The sequence below is a fragment of the Nocardioides rotundus genome (assembly GCF_019931675.1).
Classification (GTDB): domain Bacteria; phylum Actinomycetota; class Actinomycetes; order Propionibacteriales; family Nocardioidaceae; genus Nocardioides; species Nocardioides rotundus.
In genome coordinates this window covers 1,255,001-1,269,472 of sequence record NZ_CP082922.1, presented here as the reverse complement: position 1 = coordinate 1,269,472, position 14,472 = coordinate 1,255,001, and the positions used below count along the sequence as shown (strand labels likewise).

The 14,472-nt window shown below is 68.3% G+C and carries 9 protein-coding genes and 2 rRNA genes; 6 read left to right on the top strand and 5 right to left on the bottom strand.

Annotated elements, in window-relative coordinates; genetic code table 11:
- The first annotated feature begins 260 nt into the window (after positions 1–260).
- Positions 261–3,008 (top strand): pyruvate dehydrogenase (acetyl-transferring), homodimeric type, encoded by a 2,748-nt coding sequence (gene aceE, locus K8W59_RS06305; protein ID WP_223399748.1) that lies wholly within the window; start codon positions 261–263, stop codon positions 3,006–3,008.
- A gap of 158 nt (positions 3,009–3,166) precedes the next feature.
- On the opposite strand, the gene K8W59_RS06300 is transcribed toward aceE, so the two are convergent.
- Positions 3,167–4,150: an alpha/beta fold hydrolase gene (locus K8W59_RS06300; protein WP_223398172.1), complete on the bottom strand. Its 984-nt coding sequence runs from the start codon at positions 4,148–4,150 to the stop codon at positions 3,167–3,169.
- Positions 4,151–4,222: 72 nt separating this feature from the next.
- On the opposite strand from K8W59_RS06300, the gene K8W59_RS06295 reads away from it, so the two are divergent.
- From K8W59_RS06295 to fabF, 5 genes are all read left to right on the top strand, one after another.
- Complete coding sequence (locus K8W59_RS06295; RefSeq protein ID WP_223398168.1) at positions 4,223–5,422, top strand: PucR family transcriptional regulator; 1,200 nt, start codon at positions 4,223–4,225, stop codon at positions 5,420–5,422.
- 91 nt (positions 5,423–5,513) lie between these two features.
- Entirely contained in the window at positions 5,514–6,458 is a 945-nt protein-coding gene (locus tag K8W59_RS06290) for an ACP S-malonyltransferase (RefSeq protein WP_223398166.1), read from the top strand.
- Positions 6,455–7,468: a beta-ketoacyl-ACP synthase III gene (locus tag K8W59_RS06285; RefSeq protein WP_223398164.1), complete on the top strand. Its 1,014-nt coding sequence runs from the start codon at positions 6,455–6,457 to the stop codon at positions 7,466–7,468. The genes K8W59_RS06290 and K8W59_RS06285 overlap by 4 nt, the downstream gene beginning before the upstream one ends.
- A 62-nt stretch (positions 7,469–7,530) precedes the next feature.
- Positions 7,531–7,776, top strand: coding sequence for an acyl carrier protein (locus K8W59_RS06280; RefSeq protein WP_223398161.1), 246 nt, complete (start codon positions 7,531–7,533; stop codon positions 7,774–7,776).
- An 88-nt stretch (positions 7,777–7,864) separates the two neighbouring features.
- The gene (gene fabF, locus K8W59_RS06275; protein WP_223398159.1) at positions 7,865–9,103 is read left to right on the top strand and encodes a beta-ketoacyl-ACP synthase II; all 1,239 of its coding nucleotides are present in this window, start codon (positions 7,865–7,867) and stop codon (positions 9,101–9,103) included.
- 101 nt (positions 9,104–9,204) lie between these two features.
- Here fabF and K8W59_RS06270 read toward each other — a convergent pair whose 3' ends face one another.
- The 4 genes from K8W59_RS06270 to K8W59_RS06255 form a co-directional block, all read right to left on the bottom strand.
- Positions 9,205–9,708 carry a DUF3145 domain-containing protein gene (locus K8W59_RS06270; protein WP_223399747.1) on the bottom strand — a complete coding sequence of 168 codons (504 nt, stop codon included), beginning with the start codon at positions 9,706–9,708 and terminating at the stop codon, positions 9,205–9,207.
- 190 nt (positions 9,709–9,898) lie between these two features.
- Positions 9,899–10,831, bottom strand: a complete 933-nt coding sequence (locus tag K8W59_RS06265; protein WP_223398152.1) for a tetratricopeptide repeat protein — start codon at positions 10,829–10,831, stop codon at positions 9,899–9,901.
- Positions 10,832–10,897: 66 nt separating this feature from the next.
- A 5S ribosomal RNA gene (gene rrf, locus K8W59_RS06260) occupies positions 10,898–11,014 on the bottom strand.
- A 147-nt stretch (positions 11,015–11,161) separates the two neighbouring features.
- Positions 11,162–14,252, bottom strand: a 23S ribosomal RNA gene (locus K8W59_RS06255).
- Positions 14,253–14,472: the final 220 nt, after the last annotated feature.

The following is a 14,472-nucleotide window of genomic DNA, read 5'->3' as shown; positions in this document are numbered from 1 at the left end:
TCCTGAGGGTTGCCGATGCTGCGGGTGCGGTGTTGGGCGCCTAGTCCACCGGAACGTCCAGCCGGGCGCAACCCTTCACGGTGTGCTGTGGACGACGTTCGCCGCAAGGGTCTACCCGCGGGTAGATTTTCCGGCCCCGCGGGGCGTGCAACGATGTTGGCGTGAGTACCCAGGATGACGCCGCGACCACTGCCCCCGCCGACTCCTCGGAGTCCGCTGAGTCGTCCGCGTCCGCGACCCCTTCCGGCCCGCGCGCGACGGTGATCCACGAGGGGCTGCCCACCCAGCTGCCCGACATCGACCCCGAGGAGACCCAGGAGTGGCTGGAGTCCCTGGACGGGATGATCGACGGGCGCGGTCGTGACCGCGCCCGCTACGTCATGCTGCGGCTGCTGGAGCGCGCCCGCGAGTCCAACGTCGGCGTCCCGTCCCTGCGCTCGACCGACTACATCAACACCATCCCGCCCGAGCGCGAGCCGTGGTTCCCCGGCAACGAGGAGATCGAGCGCAGCATCCGCGCGATGATCCGCTGGAACGCTGCGGTCATGGTGACCGGAGCGAACCGCAAGGGCCTCGAGGTCGGCGGCCACATCGCGACGTACCAGTCCGCCGCGAGCCTCTACGAGGTCGGCTACAACCACCACTTCAAGGGCAAGGACCACCCCGGCGGCGGGGACCAGGTGTTCTTCCAGGGGCACGCCGCCCCCGGCATCTACGCCCGGATGTTCCTGGCCGGCCGCCTCACCGACACCGACCTGGCGCACTTCCGCCAGGAGGTCCAGCACGGCCGCGGCAACGGCCTGTCCTCCTACCCCCACCCGCGGCTGATGCCCGACGTGTGGGAGTTCCCCACCGTGTCCATGGGCCTGACCGGGATCAACTCGATCTACCAGGCGCGGTTCAACCGCTACCTGCACAACCGCGGCATCAAGGACACCAGCCAGCAGCACGTGTGGGCCTTCCTCGGCGACGGCGAGATGGCCGAGCCCGAGTCGCTGGGCGCCATCAGCGTCGCGGCCCGCGATGAGCTGGACAACCTCACCTGGGTGGTCAACTGCAACCTGCAGCAGCTCGACGGCCCGGTGCGCGGCAACGGCAAGATCATGCAGGAGCTCGAGGCCAACTTCCGCGGCGCCGGCTGGAACGTCATCAAGGTCGTCTGGGGCCGCGGCTGGGACCCGCTCCTGGCGCGCGACGTCGACGGCGTCCTGGTCAACCGGATGAACCAGACCCCCGACGGGCAGTTCCAGACCTACGCGGTCGAGTCCGGCGCCTACATCCGGGAGAACTTCTTCGGCGGCGACGACCGGCTGCGCAAGATGGTCGAGCACCTCTCCGACAAGGACCTGGAGAACCTCCCCCGCGGCGGCCACGACTACCGCAAGGTCTACGCCGCCTTCGACGCCGCGACCAAGCACGTCGGCCAGCCGACGGTGATCCTGGCCCAGACGGTGAAGGGGTGGACGATCGAGGCCCTGGAGGGCAAGAACGCCACCCACCAGATGAAGAAGCTCAAGCCCGAGGAGCTGAAGCTCTTCCGGGACCGTCTGCACCTGCCGATCTCGGACAAGACGATCGACGACGCCTACGAGCAGACCGGCGCACCGCCGTTCTACCACCCGGGGATGGACTCCGAGGAGATCCGCTACATGATCGACCGCCGCAAGGAGCTCGGCGGTTGGGTGCCCGAGCGGCGGGTGAAGCCGCGTGAGCTGAAGCTGCCGGACGACAAGATGTACGGCGAGCTCAAGCAGGGCGGCGGGAAGAACTCGGTGGCCACCACGATGGCCCTGGTGCGGCTGCTGCGCGACCTGATGCGGGACAAGGAGATCGGCGAGCGGATCGTGCCGATCGCGCCGGACGAGTTCCGCACCTTCGGCATGGACTCGATGTTCTCCAAGGAGAAGATCTACAACCCCCACGGACAGACCTATGAGTCGGTGGACCGCAAGCTGCTGATGGCGTGGAAGGAGTCCGCGCAGGGGCAGCTCCTGCACGAGGGGATCACCGAGGCCGGCTCGATGGGCTCGGCGATCGCCGCGGGCACGTCGTACGCCACCCACGGCGAGCCGATGATCCCGTTCTACATCTTCTACTCGATGTTCGGCTTCCAGCGGACCGGCGACTCGATGTGGGCGATGGCCGACCAGCTCGGCCGCGGCTTCCTGGTCGGCGCCACCGCCGGGCGCACCACGCTGACCGGTGAGGGGCTGCAGCACGCCGACGGCCACTCGCCGCTCATCGCGGCGACCAACCCGGCGGTGGTGCACTACGACCCGGCGTTCGGCTACGAGCTCGCGCACATCGTGCAGAACGGGCTGGAGCGGATGTACGGCTCCACCGAGGACCACCCGCACGGCGAGGACGTGATGTTCTATCTCACCGTCTACAACGAGCCGGTGGAGCAGCCCAAGGAGCCCGAGGACCTCGACGTCGACGGGCTGCTGCGCGGGCTCTACCACGTCGCCGGGCCGGAGAACGCGCCCGACGACGCGCCCCGCGCCCAGCTGCTGGCCAGCGGGGTCGGTTTCCCGTGGATCAAGCGGGCCCAGCAGATGCTGGCCGAGGAGTGGGGCGTGGCCGCCGACATCTGGTCGGTGACGTCGTGGAACGAGCTGGCCCGCGAGGCCTCCGCCACCGAGGAGTGGAACCTGCTCAACCCCGACCAGGACGCCCGCGTCCCGTGGGTCCAGTCCCGGCTGGAGGACGTCGAGGGGCCGGTCGTGGCGGTCAGCGACTTCATGAGCGCCGTACCCCTCCAGATCGCCCGCTGGGTGCCCGCCGACTACCGGGTCCTCGGCGCGGACGGCTTCGGCTTCGCCGACACCCGCCCGGCCGCCCGCCGGTTCTTCCACATCGACGCCGAGTCGGTGGTCGTGCAGACGCTCCAGGCCCTCGCCGACGCGGGGAAGATCGACCGGAGCAAGGTGGCCGAGGCGTTCAAGAAGTACCGGATCGACGACCCCACCGCCGTCTCCGGCGTGAGCCAGGAGGGCGGCGACGCCTGACCCGACCGCCCCTCCCTCCCCGCCAAGTCGGCGCTTGTTGACGCCGAGCGCCGACTGGAGGTAGCCCAGCCACGCCGGCGGCCGCCGGACACGTGGCCTGGCTACCTCCAGTCGGAGGCGGCGGGTGGAGGCCGCGAGGGCGGAGGTACGGCGACCCGTCAGGCCGAGGCCACGGGGGCGACGGGCGAGTGCCCCGCCTCGGCGCGCCGCAGGTCCGGGCGACCGCCCGAGCGCAGGTGCCGTCGCCAGAGCGCCTTGCTGTGCCGCGCGGGCTCGGTGGTCCGCACGAAGTCGGCGAGGAGCCTCACGAACCGCTCGGGGTGGTCCCGGTGCGGGAAGTGGCCGGCGTTGGGCAGCACCTCGACCCGAGCTGTGGGCGCCACCTGGCGGGCGATCTCGGCATGCCGGGCGGGGATCACCTGATCCTGGGCGCCCCAGATCACGCACATCGGCATGTCCTCGGTGAGGTAGGCACGGTCGGCCATGGTGATCACCTGGCCGCGCCAGTCCACGACCGCGCGGACGACGTGCCGGATCGCGGCACGCGCGCGCTCGTCGCGCAGGGTGTCGTAGATGTCGGCGACCTCGCCGAGGTCCCGGGTCACCGGCAGCCCGGTGGCGGCCAGCGCCCGCAGCCCGGCCCCGCCGAGGTGGCGCACGCCCGGGAGCGTGAGCACCCCCAGCGCCTGGTGGAAGCCGGGCGTGGTGACGACCCGCACGGCAGGCGAGACCTCGGGGCCGAAGCCGCCGGGAGCCACGAGGACCAGCCGCTCGGTGAGCTCGGGGTACTGGTAGGCGAACTGCATCGCCACTCCCCCGCCCAGGCTGTGCCCCACGACCGTGGCGCGCGGGACGCCGAGCACGGTCAGCAGGTCGCGCATCCCGTTGGCGTAGCCTCCGACGCTGTAGTCGGCCCGCGGCTTGTCCGACGCGCCGTGGCCGAGCAGGTCCGGCGCGATCACGGTGAACCGGCGCGCCAGGGCGTCGATCACCGGGTTCCAGGTCGTGTGGTCGCACCCGAGCCCGTGCAGCAGGAGCAGCGCCGGGCCCGACCCTCGCCGGACGAACGCCCGACGATGCCCGTGGATCGTCACGTGCTCCAGCTGGTCGCGCTCGGCATCTCCCGAGGATGAGTTGCGCATTCAAGTATTCAACCAGAACACGTTCCATTTCGTGGCGCGATCCCCCACGTCGGCGTTGGCTAGGCTCCTGGGGTGGCGCACAGCAGAGGGGCAGTGGACCGCGAGCGGGCCGCCGCGGCCCTGCAGCGCTCCGTCGGCAGCCTCAGCACCGCCGCCACCACGCGGATGGAGGCCCAGGTGGGCTGGTTCCGCGACCTCCCGGCGCGCGAGCGGGCCTGGGTCGGCGAGGTGCTGCAGGCCGGGGTCCGGGACTTCGTCGCGTGGTACGTCGACCGCCGCGGCACGCGCCCACCGCGCCCGGCCGCCCCGGACGCCCTCGCGGCCAGCGTCTTCGGCGCCGCACCGCGCGAGCTGACCGGCCTGATCACGCTCCGGCAGACCGTCGACCTGGTCCGCCTCGGCCTGGATGTGGTGGACGAGCACCTGGAGGAGCTTGTGCACCCCGACGACGTGGCCGACATCCACGAGTCGATCCTGCGCTACGGCCGGGAGGTGGCCTTCGCCACCGCCGAGGTCTATGCCCGAGCTGCCGAGACCCGCGGCGCCTGGGACGCCCGGCTCGAGGCGCTGCTGGTCGACGGGGTGCTGCGAGCCGACGCCGACGAGACCGTGCAGTCGCGCGCCAGTGCCCTGGGCTGGCGGGGACGCGGGATGGTCACGGTGGTGCTGGGCGACCTGCCGGAGGGTGGCGGCGGCACCGACCTGTTCGACGAGGTACGCCGGGCCGTGGGCGGCGCGGACCTGGACGCGCTCTGCGGCGGTCACGGCGACCGGATGGTCGTCGTCCTCGGCGGCGTCGAGGAGCCGCTGGACGCGGCCGCACGGGTGGCCGGCTTCTTCGGGCCGGGGCCGGTCGTCGTCGGGCCCGTCGTACCCGACCTCGGCAAGGCGCATCTCGCGGCGCGGGCGGCACTCGCGGCACACCGGGCGGCGACGGGATGGCCGCAGGCGCCCCGGCCGGTGGCCAGCGGCGACCTGCTGCCCGAGCGCGCCCTGGCCGGCGACGGCCACGCACGCCGTCACCTGGTCGACGACGTCTACACCCCGCTCGACCTGGCCCGCGGGGACCTGCTGGGCACGCTGGCGGCGTACTTCCACCACGGCGGCACGGTCGAGGCGACCGCGCGCGAGCTGATCGTGCACCCCAACACCGTGCGCTACCGGCTGCGGCAGGTGGCCGACCTGACCGGCCTCGACCCGAGCGACGGTCGGCACGCCTTCGCCCTGCGGATCGCCCTGGTGCTGGGCCGGCAGAGCCGAACCAGCGGGTAACCGCCAGTTGTGGGAACCCGACAAAGAATCCCGCACAAGTTCGTCGGCCCTGGCGGCGCGTAGGGCCGCCGGACCGGGCAGAGTGGACAACGTGCTCGTCATCGTCGCTCCCGGCCAGGGCGCCCAGTCCCCTGGCTTCCTCGCCCCGTGGCTGGAGGACTCCGACTTCCGGTCCCGCCTGGAGTCGCTGTCGGCGGCCGCCGACCTCGACCTGGTCTGGGCCGGCACCGAGGCCGACGCCGACCAGATCCGCGCCACGGAGACGGCCCAGCCGCTGCTGGTCGCGACCGGGATCGCCGCGGCCGCACAGCTCTTCCCCGGGGTCGAGCCGAGCCTCGCCCGGGCCGACGCGGTCGCCGGACACAGCGTCGGCGAGCTCACCGCGCTGGCCGGTGCGGGCGTCCTCACCCCGGACCAGGCGATGGTGCTGGTCCGCGAGCGCGGTCGCGCGATGGCCGAGGCGGCCGCGGTCACGCCCACGGGCATGACCGCCGTATTGGGCGGCGACCGGGAGGAGGTGCTGGCCACGATCGAGCGGCACGGCCTCACCGCGGCCAACGACAACGGTCCGGGCCAGGTGGTCGCCGCCGGTACGACGGAGCAGCTGGACGCCTTCGCCGCCGACCCGCCCGCCAAGGCCCGGGTGATGCCGCTGAGCGTCGCCGGCGCCTTCCACACCGAGCACATGGCCCCCGCGGTCGGCCGGCTCGCCGACCTCGCGGCCGACGTCGAGCCCGGCGACCCCGCGACCCGGGTGCTGTCGAACAAGGACGGACAGGTCGTCGACGGCGGTCGCGACCTCCTCGACCGGCTCGTGGGGCAGATCGCCTCCCCGGTGCGCTGGGACCTGAGCCTGCAGACCTTCGCCGACCTCGGCGTCACCGGGATCCTCGAGCTCCCTCCGGCCGGCACCCTCACCGGGATCGCCAAGCGCGCGCTCAAGGGCGTGGACACCTTCGCCCTCAAGACCCCGGACCAGCTCGACGACGCTCGCGCCTTCTGCGCGGAGCACGCGACCCAGGAGGCGACCGAGTGAGCGGACTGACTCAGCAGCGCGGCGCCGAGCACGCCGCCATCCTCGGCGTCGGCGCCTACCGCGCCTCCCGCGTCGTACCCAACGCCGACATCGTCGAGGCGATCGACTCCAGCGACGAGTGGATCCAGCAGCGCTCCGGCATCAAGGAGCGCCGCTTCGCCGAGCCGCACGAGACCATCACGATGATGAGCGTGGAGGCCTCCCGCGAGGCGCTCGACGCCGCCGGGCTCACCGCCAAGGACATCGACTGCGTCATCGTCGCCACGGTCAGCCACCTGCTGCAGACGCCCGCCGCGGCGACCGCGGTGGCCTACGAGCTCGGCACCGACCGAGCCGCTGCCTTCGACATCTCCGCGGCCTGCGCGGGCTTCTCCCACGGCATCGCGATGGCCGCGGACCTGGTGCGCGGCGGCAGCTCGCGTCACGTGCTGGTGATCGGCGTCGAGCGGCTCTCCGACATCACCGACATGCGCGACCGCGGCAGCGCGTTCATCTTCGCCGACGGCGCCGGCGCCGCGGTGGTGGGTCCCTCCGACGTCCCCGGCATCGGCCCGGTGGTGTGGGGCTCCGACGGCGAGCAGTTCGACCTGATCCGGCAGCGGGAGGACTGGCGCGACGTCGTCGGCAGCCCCGAGAAGCCCGGCTCCGGTGTCATGCCGCACCTGGTGATGCAGGGCAACCCGGTGTTCCGATGGGCCAGCTTCACCATGGCCAAGGTGGCCATCGAGGCACTCGACCGCGCCGGCATCACCGTCGACGACCTCGACGTCTTCGTCCCTCACCAGGCCAACATGCGCATCATCGACGCGATGGCGCGCTCGATGAAGCTGCCGCCCGACGTGGTGATCGCCCGCGACATCGCCGAGCAGGGCAACAGCTCGGCGGCCTCGATCCCGCTGGCCCTGCACCGGCTGATCGACGAGGGCCAGGCCAAGAGCGGCGACACGGCGCTGCTCATCGCCTTCGGGGCCGGCCTGGCCTACGCGGCCCAGGTCGTCACCGTTCCCTGATCCACATATCCCGTGGCAGATTGTCCGCATCAGCACCAACCAACCAAGGAGAGATGAGCCGCATGGCCACCACTGAAGAGATCCGCGCCGACCTGGCCGACATCGTCAACGAGGTCGCCGGAATCGACCAGGCCGACGTCCAGATGGACAAGTCCTTCGTCGACGACCTCGACGTCGACTCGCTGTCCATGGTTGAGGTCGTCGTGGCCGCCGAGGAGAAGTTCGGCGTGACCATCCCCGACGACGAGGTGAAGAACCTCAAGACCGTGGGCGACGCCGTCGCCTACATCGAGCGCGCTCAGGCCTGACCGGATCCGGGCCGGCGGCCGAGCTCGTCTCGACCGCCGGTCCGGTGACCGCCCCACCACCCGCACCCGAACGAAACGGACTGCATCGATGACCTCTCGACGCGTCGTCGTCACCGGCATGGGCGTCACCTCGCCCGTCGGCGGCGACCTGGCCTCCACGTGGCAGGCCCTGACCAACGGCACCTCCGGCGTCCGGCGCCTCGAGGACGAATGGGCCGAGGACATGCCGGTGAAGATCGCCGGCCGGGTGGCCGTGGAGCCGTCCGAGGTGCTCGAGCGGGTCAAGGCCCGCCGGCTGGACCGGTCCTCCCAGTTCGCCGTGATCGCCGCCGACCAGGCCTGGGAGGACTCCGGCCTCGGTGACGACGTCGAGCGGGAGCGTCTCGGGGTGGCGCTCGCCTCCGGCATCGGCGGCGTGACCACGCTGCTGGAGAACCACGACGCGTTGCGCGACCGCGGCCCCCGCCGCGTCTCGCCCCTCGCGGTCCCGATGCTGATGCCGAACGCACCGGCGGCGAACGTGTCGCTGAAGTACGGCGCCCGCGCCGCCGTCCACGCGCCGACCTCGGCCTGCGCGTCCGGCAACGAGGCGATCGCCATGGCGATCGACATGATCCGGCTGGGCCGCGCCGACGTGGTGATCGCCGGGGGCACCGAGGCCGCCATCCACCCGCTGCCGATGGCCGCGTTCGCGAACATGATGGCGCTGTCGAAGAACGACGGCGACCCCACGACGGTCTCGCGCCCCTGGGACACCGGCCGCGACGGCTTCGTGCTCGGTGAGGGCGGCGCCGCGCTGATCCTGGAGTCCGAGGAGCACGCGAAGGCCCGCGGTGCGCGGATCTACGCCGCCGTCCTGGGCGCCGGCATCAGCAACGACGCCCACGACATCGCGCAGCCGGACCCCGAGGGCCGGGGCGGCACCCGCGCCATCCGGCAGGCGATCGAGGCCGCCGAGGTCTCGCCCTCCGACGTGCGGCACGTCAACGCGCACGCCACCTCCACGCCGCTGGGAGACGTCGCCGAGGGCCTGATGCTGCACGCCGTGCTCGGCGACGCGGTCGACGACGTGGTCGTGACCAGCACCAAGTCGATGACCGGGCACCTGCTCGGCGGCGCGGGCGCGCTGGAGGCCGTCGCGACGGTGATGGCGCTGCACGAGCGGGTCTCCCCGCCCACGATCAACCTGGACGACAAGGACCCCAAGGTCGACCTGGACATCCCCACCAAGGCACGTGACCTGCCCGAGGGCGACATCGTCGGCCTCAACAACTCCTTCGGCTTCGGCGGCGCGAACGTCGCGGTGGCCTTCGGCAGCGTCTCCTGACCGGTACGCCGGCGGCGCCCTGCGGCGTCGGCGCGCCTCGTGACGGCGGCTCGGGCCTCGGCCCGGGTCGCCCTCCTGCGTCCTGCCTCGCCGGAGGGCGCTCAGACGACCTGGTGGAGCCAGCGGACGGGGGCGCCCTCGCCGGCGTACCGGAAGCTCTCCAGCTCGTCGTCCCAGGGCTTGCCGAGCAGGCGGTCGATCTCGACGAGCAGCGTGGCGTCGCCGACCGCGGCCCGCACGACGGCGGCCTTGAGCCGGTCCTCGGGGATCATGATGTCGCCGTGCACGCCGGTGACGGCATGGAAGACGCCCAGGTCGGGGGTGTAGGAGAATCGCGCTCCCTCGGTGCCCGTGCCGGGCTCCTCGGTGACCTCGAAGCGGAGGTGGTTCCAGCCGCGCAGCGCGGAGGTGATGGCCGCGGCGGTGCCGACGTCGCCGTTCCAGGAGAGCTCGGCGCGGTAGCTGCCGGACTGCGCCGGCTGCGGCGTCCACTCCAGGCTGACGGCCGACCCCAGGACCCCCGCGACGGCCCACTCGATGTGCGGGCAGAGCGCGGACGGCGCCGAGTGCACGTAGAGAACACCGCGCGTCGTGGCAGGCGTCATCGCCCCGCCACCGCGGCGGCTGTGGGTGTGCGTGGTCACCATGACCCTCCTTCATCACCGGCGTCGAGGCGACGCCTTCCCCAGCGGTCCTCGAAGGTGATGATGCGAGTCGGTCACGGATGTGACGCGTGTGTGGTTGTGACAACCATTGTGACGCATGGGAGAGAGGATTGCCAGCGGTACGGCGACCTCACTCCCGGCCGCGCTCCAGCTCCTCCGCGCGCTCCGCGGCATCGGTGATCTCGGTGCCGTCGATCGCGTGGGTCCGGTGGAACCAGGCCAGCGCCTCCTCCTCGCGTCCCGCTGCCAGCAGCGTGTCGGCGTAGGCGTAGCGCAGGCGCACCACCCAGGGCTCCCGGCTGCTGGACATGAGCGGAGCCTGCTCCAGCACCCGCAGAGCGGCGTCCAGCTGTCCCATGTCGCGGCGGGCACCGGACTCGACCAGGGTCATCTCCGCGCGGGCCGGAGAGTCGAAGTTCTTCACGCCCTCGCTCCGGGCCAGCTTGAGGGCCTGCTCGGGCTTCCCCAGAGCGCGGTGGCTGTCGGCCATCATCGGGAGATAGGCGGTGGCGCCGTTCATCCGCTTGGCCGCCCGCAGGTCGGCCAGCGCCTCGGCGTAGTGCCCGGCCGCATAGGCGGCCTCCCCCGTCGCCTCGCGCACCACGGCCAGCCGGCCGGCACGCGCTCGTGCGGCCAGGGTGTGCTGGTAGGCGGTCTCGGGGTCCTCCTCGATCAGCTCCTGCGCGGCGGCCAGGTGCCGAGCCACCCGCAGGGCCAGCCGGTCCGGCAGCCCCTTGAGCTGGGCCGCCACGGACCGGTCGAGCTCACGGCCGGTGATGTGGTCCGGGATCGGCGGGCCGTCGTACTTGGCCTGCTCGGCCGTGCGCGGCTCCTGCTTCTCCGCGGGGCGCTTCCAGTCCCCCTTCCGGGCTGGGCGTCCCCCCTTGCTCCCGGCGCCCGCGGGCTTGCCGCCCTGGGTGCGCGGTCGACCCCTGCCGGTCTGCTCCGGGCGACCGGAGCGGCCCTGCGAGGAGCCCGAACGCCCCGACTGACCGGATCGGCTCTGCTGCCCGGACCGGGCCTGTCCGGGGCGTCCCGAACCACGACGACGATCGTCGCTCACGATGAACCTCTTCCTCGGAAATGAGACTGGGAGGCCACCTTAGCGGTGACCTCCCAGTCGAAGTATGTTCGGCGGTGTCCTACTCTCCCACAGCCTCGCGGTCGCAGTACCATCGGCGCTGAAAGGCTTAACTTCCGGGTTCGGGATGGGTCCGGGTGTTTCCCTTTCGCTATGACCGCCGTAACTCTATCCACCTGTTGTGTGCCACTGTCACCAGGGCGTGTGTGGTGCCTGGTGTTGTGGTGTGGTGGTTTGGGTTGTGTCTAGTGGACGCGAGACAAAGCACTTGATAGCGTTCATGACTTGTGTTGTGGGTTTGTCATGATTGTTGGTGGCAAGCCCTCGGCCTATTAGTACCGGTCGGCTGGGCATTGCTGCTGTACACCTCCGGCCTATCAACCCCATGGTCTGTGGGGGGCCTTACCAACATAGTGTGGGAAACCTTATCTTGAAACGTGCTTCCCGCTTAGATGCGTTCAGCGGTTATCACTTCCGAACGTAGCCAACCAGCCGTGCCCCTGGCGGGACAACTGGCACACCAGAGGTTCGTCCATCCCGGTCCTCTCGTACTAGGGACAGCCTTTCTCAAGTTTCCTACGCGCGCGGCGGATAGGGACCGAACTGTCTCACGACGTTCTAAACCCAGCTCGCGTGCCGCTTTAATGGGCGAACAGCCCAACCCTTGGGACCTACTCCAGCCCCAGGATGCGACGAGCCGACATCGAGGTGCCAAACCATCCCGTCGATATGGACTCTTGGGGAAGATCAGCCTGTTATCCCCGGGGTACCTTTTATCCGTTGAGCGACCACGCTTCCACATGCCGTGGCCGGATCACTAGTTCCGACTTTCGTCCCTGCTCGACATGTCTGTCTCACAGTCAAGCTCCCTTGTGCACTTACACTCAACACCTGATTGCCAACCAGGCTGAGGGAACCTTTGAGCGCCTCCGTTACTCTTTAGGAGGCAACCGCCCCAGTTAAACTACCCATCAGGCACTGTCCCTGAACCGGATCACGGTCCTAGGTTAGACATCTAGTACGACCAGAGTGGTATTTCAACGTTGACTCCACACACACTGGCGTGCATGCTTCACCGTCTCCCACCTATCCTACACAAGCCGAACCAAACACCAATACCAAACTATAGTAAAGGTCCCGGGGTCTTTCCGTCCTGCCGCGCGTAACGAGCATCTTTACTCGTAGTGCAATTTCGCCGAGTCCATGGTTGAGACAGCGCCCAAGTCGTTACTCCATTCGTGCAGGTCGGAACTTACCCGACAAGGAATTTCGCTACCTTAGGATGGTTATAGTTACCACCGCCGTTTACTGGGGCTTAAATTCTCCGCTTCAACACACGTGTTTAACGGGTCCTCTTAACCTTCCAGCACCGGGCAGGAGTCAGTCCGTATACATCGTCTTACAACTTCGCACGGACCTGTGTTTTTAGTAAACAGTCGCTTGGGCCTGGTCTCTGCGGCCATCACCGCTGCCACACGCAAGGTGCTTGACGGATCCGGCCCCCCTTCTCCCGAAGTTACGGGGGCATTTTGCCGAGTTCCTTAACCATGGTTGTCTCGATCGCCTTGGTATTCTCTACCTGATCACCTGAGTCGGTTTGGGGTACGGGCGGCGCATAGCTCGCTAGAGGTTTTTCTCGACAGCATAGGATCACCCACTTCACCAATATTGGCTCCGCGTCGACTCTCAGACACATCAGACCCGGATTTGCCTAGGTCTGGTCCTACAGTCTTGCCCACAGACAACCATCGCTGTGGCTGGGCTACCTTCCTGCGTCACCCCATCGCTTGACTACTACCGGTTCGGGTCCCACGCTATCCAGGCCCATCCCCACCACAAGGGTGGAGTGAAGACCTGTGTCGGGTGGTTAGCATCACCGGGTTCGTCATGGGCGCTACATTGCCGGTACGGGAATATCAACCCGTTGTCCATCGACTACGCCTGTCGGCCTCGCCTTAGGTCCCGACTTACCCAGGGCAGATTAGCTTGACCCTGGAACCCTTGATCATTCGGCGCACGGGTTTCTCACCCGTGATTCGCTACTCATGCCTGCATTCTCACTCGTCTCCACTCCACCCGCGGATCACTCCCGGGCTTCACAGCAGAAGACGACGCTCCCCTACCCATCCACCACCCTTCCGGGCACACGGTGAATGCCATAGCTTCGGCGGATGACTTGAGCCCCGCTACATTGTCGGCGCGGAATCACTTGACCAGTGAGCTATTACGCACTCTTTCAAGGGTGGCTGCTTCCAAGCCAACCTCCTGGTTGTCACTGCGACTCCACATCCTTTTCCACTTAGTCACCGCTTAGGGGCCTTAGCTGATGGTCTGGGCTGTTTCCCTCTCGACTACGAAGCTTATCCCCCGCAGTCTCACTGCTGCGCTTCACTTCCCGGCATTCGGAGTTTGGTTAACGTCAGTAACCTGGTAGGGCCCATCGGCTATCCAGTGCTCTACCTCCGGAAAGAAACACGCAACGCTGCACCTAAATGCATTTCGGGGAGAACCAGCTATCACGAAGTTTGATTGGCCTTTCACCCCTATCCACAGGTCATCCCCTCAGTTTTCAACCTAAGTGGGTTCGGTCCTCCACGTCGTCTTACCGACGCTTCAACCTGCCCATGGATAGATCACTCCGCTTCGGGTCTTGATCGTGCAACTCACACGCCCTCTTCGGACTCGCTTTCGCTACGGCTACCCCACACGGGTTAACCTCGCTACACAACGCAAACTCGCAGGCTCATTCTTCAAAAGGCACGCCATCACCCCAAAAGAGGCTCTGACGGATTGTAGGCGCACGGTTTCAGGTACTATTTCACTCCCCGCCAGGGGTACTTTTCACCTTTCCCTCACGGTACTGATCCGCTATCGGTCATCAAGGAGTATTCAGGCTTGACGGGTGGTCCCGCCAGATTCACACAGAATTTCAGGAGTTCCGTGTTACTTGGGAAAAAGCGCCACACGGGAGCGTGTCATACGTCTACAGGACTCTCACCCACTACGGTAGACCATTCCAGGCCACTTCAACTTCAACACACACCACGCGCGTCACCCCGGCAGAGGCAACACACACTCATCCCACAACCCTCGCCCCGCAACGACTGCCGTCTATCACACGAAACGAGTTTGGCCTCATCCGATTTCGCTCGCCACTACTCTCGGAATCACAATTGTTTTCTCTTCCTTCCGGTACTGAGATGTTTCACTTCCCGGAGTTCCCTCCACACACCCTATACATTCAGGTGCAGGTGACCAGACATGACTCTGGCCAGGTTTCCCCATTCGGACACCCCTGGATCAACGCTCGGTTGCCAACTCCCCAGGGCTTATCGCAGGCTCCAACGTCCTTCATCGGCTCTTGATGCCAAGGCATCCACCATGCGCCCTTCATAGCTTGCCAAACAACAATCAAAACAAACACACAAAACAAAAAAGCTACAAAGATGCTCGCGTCCACTATCCACAACTCAAACAACCAACCCACACCCACCACCACCAGACCATCACGATCCACCAGCCGGCAGGCCAGGCACCCAAGAAACCCACCCCCACACCCCCCACCAGAACCAGCCCCCCACACACGATGAGAGACCAACCCCAGACCCGGGGGCGTGTGGTGT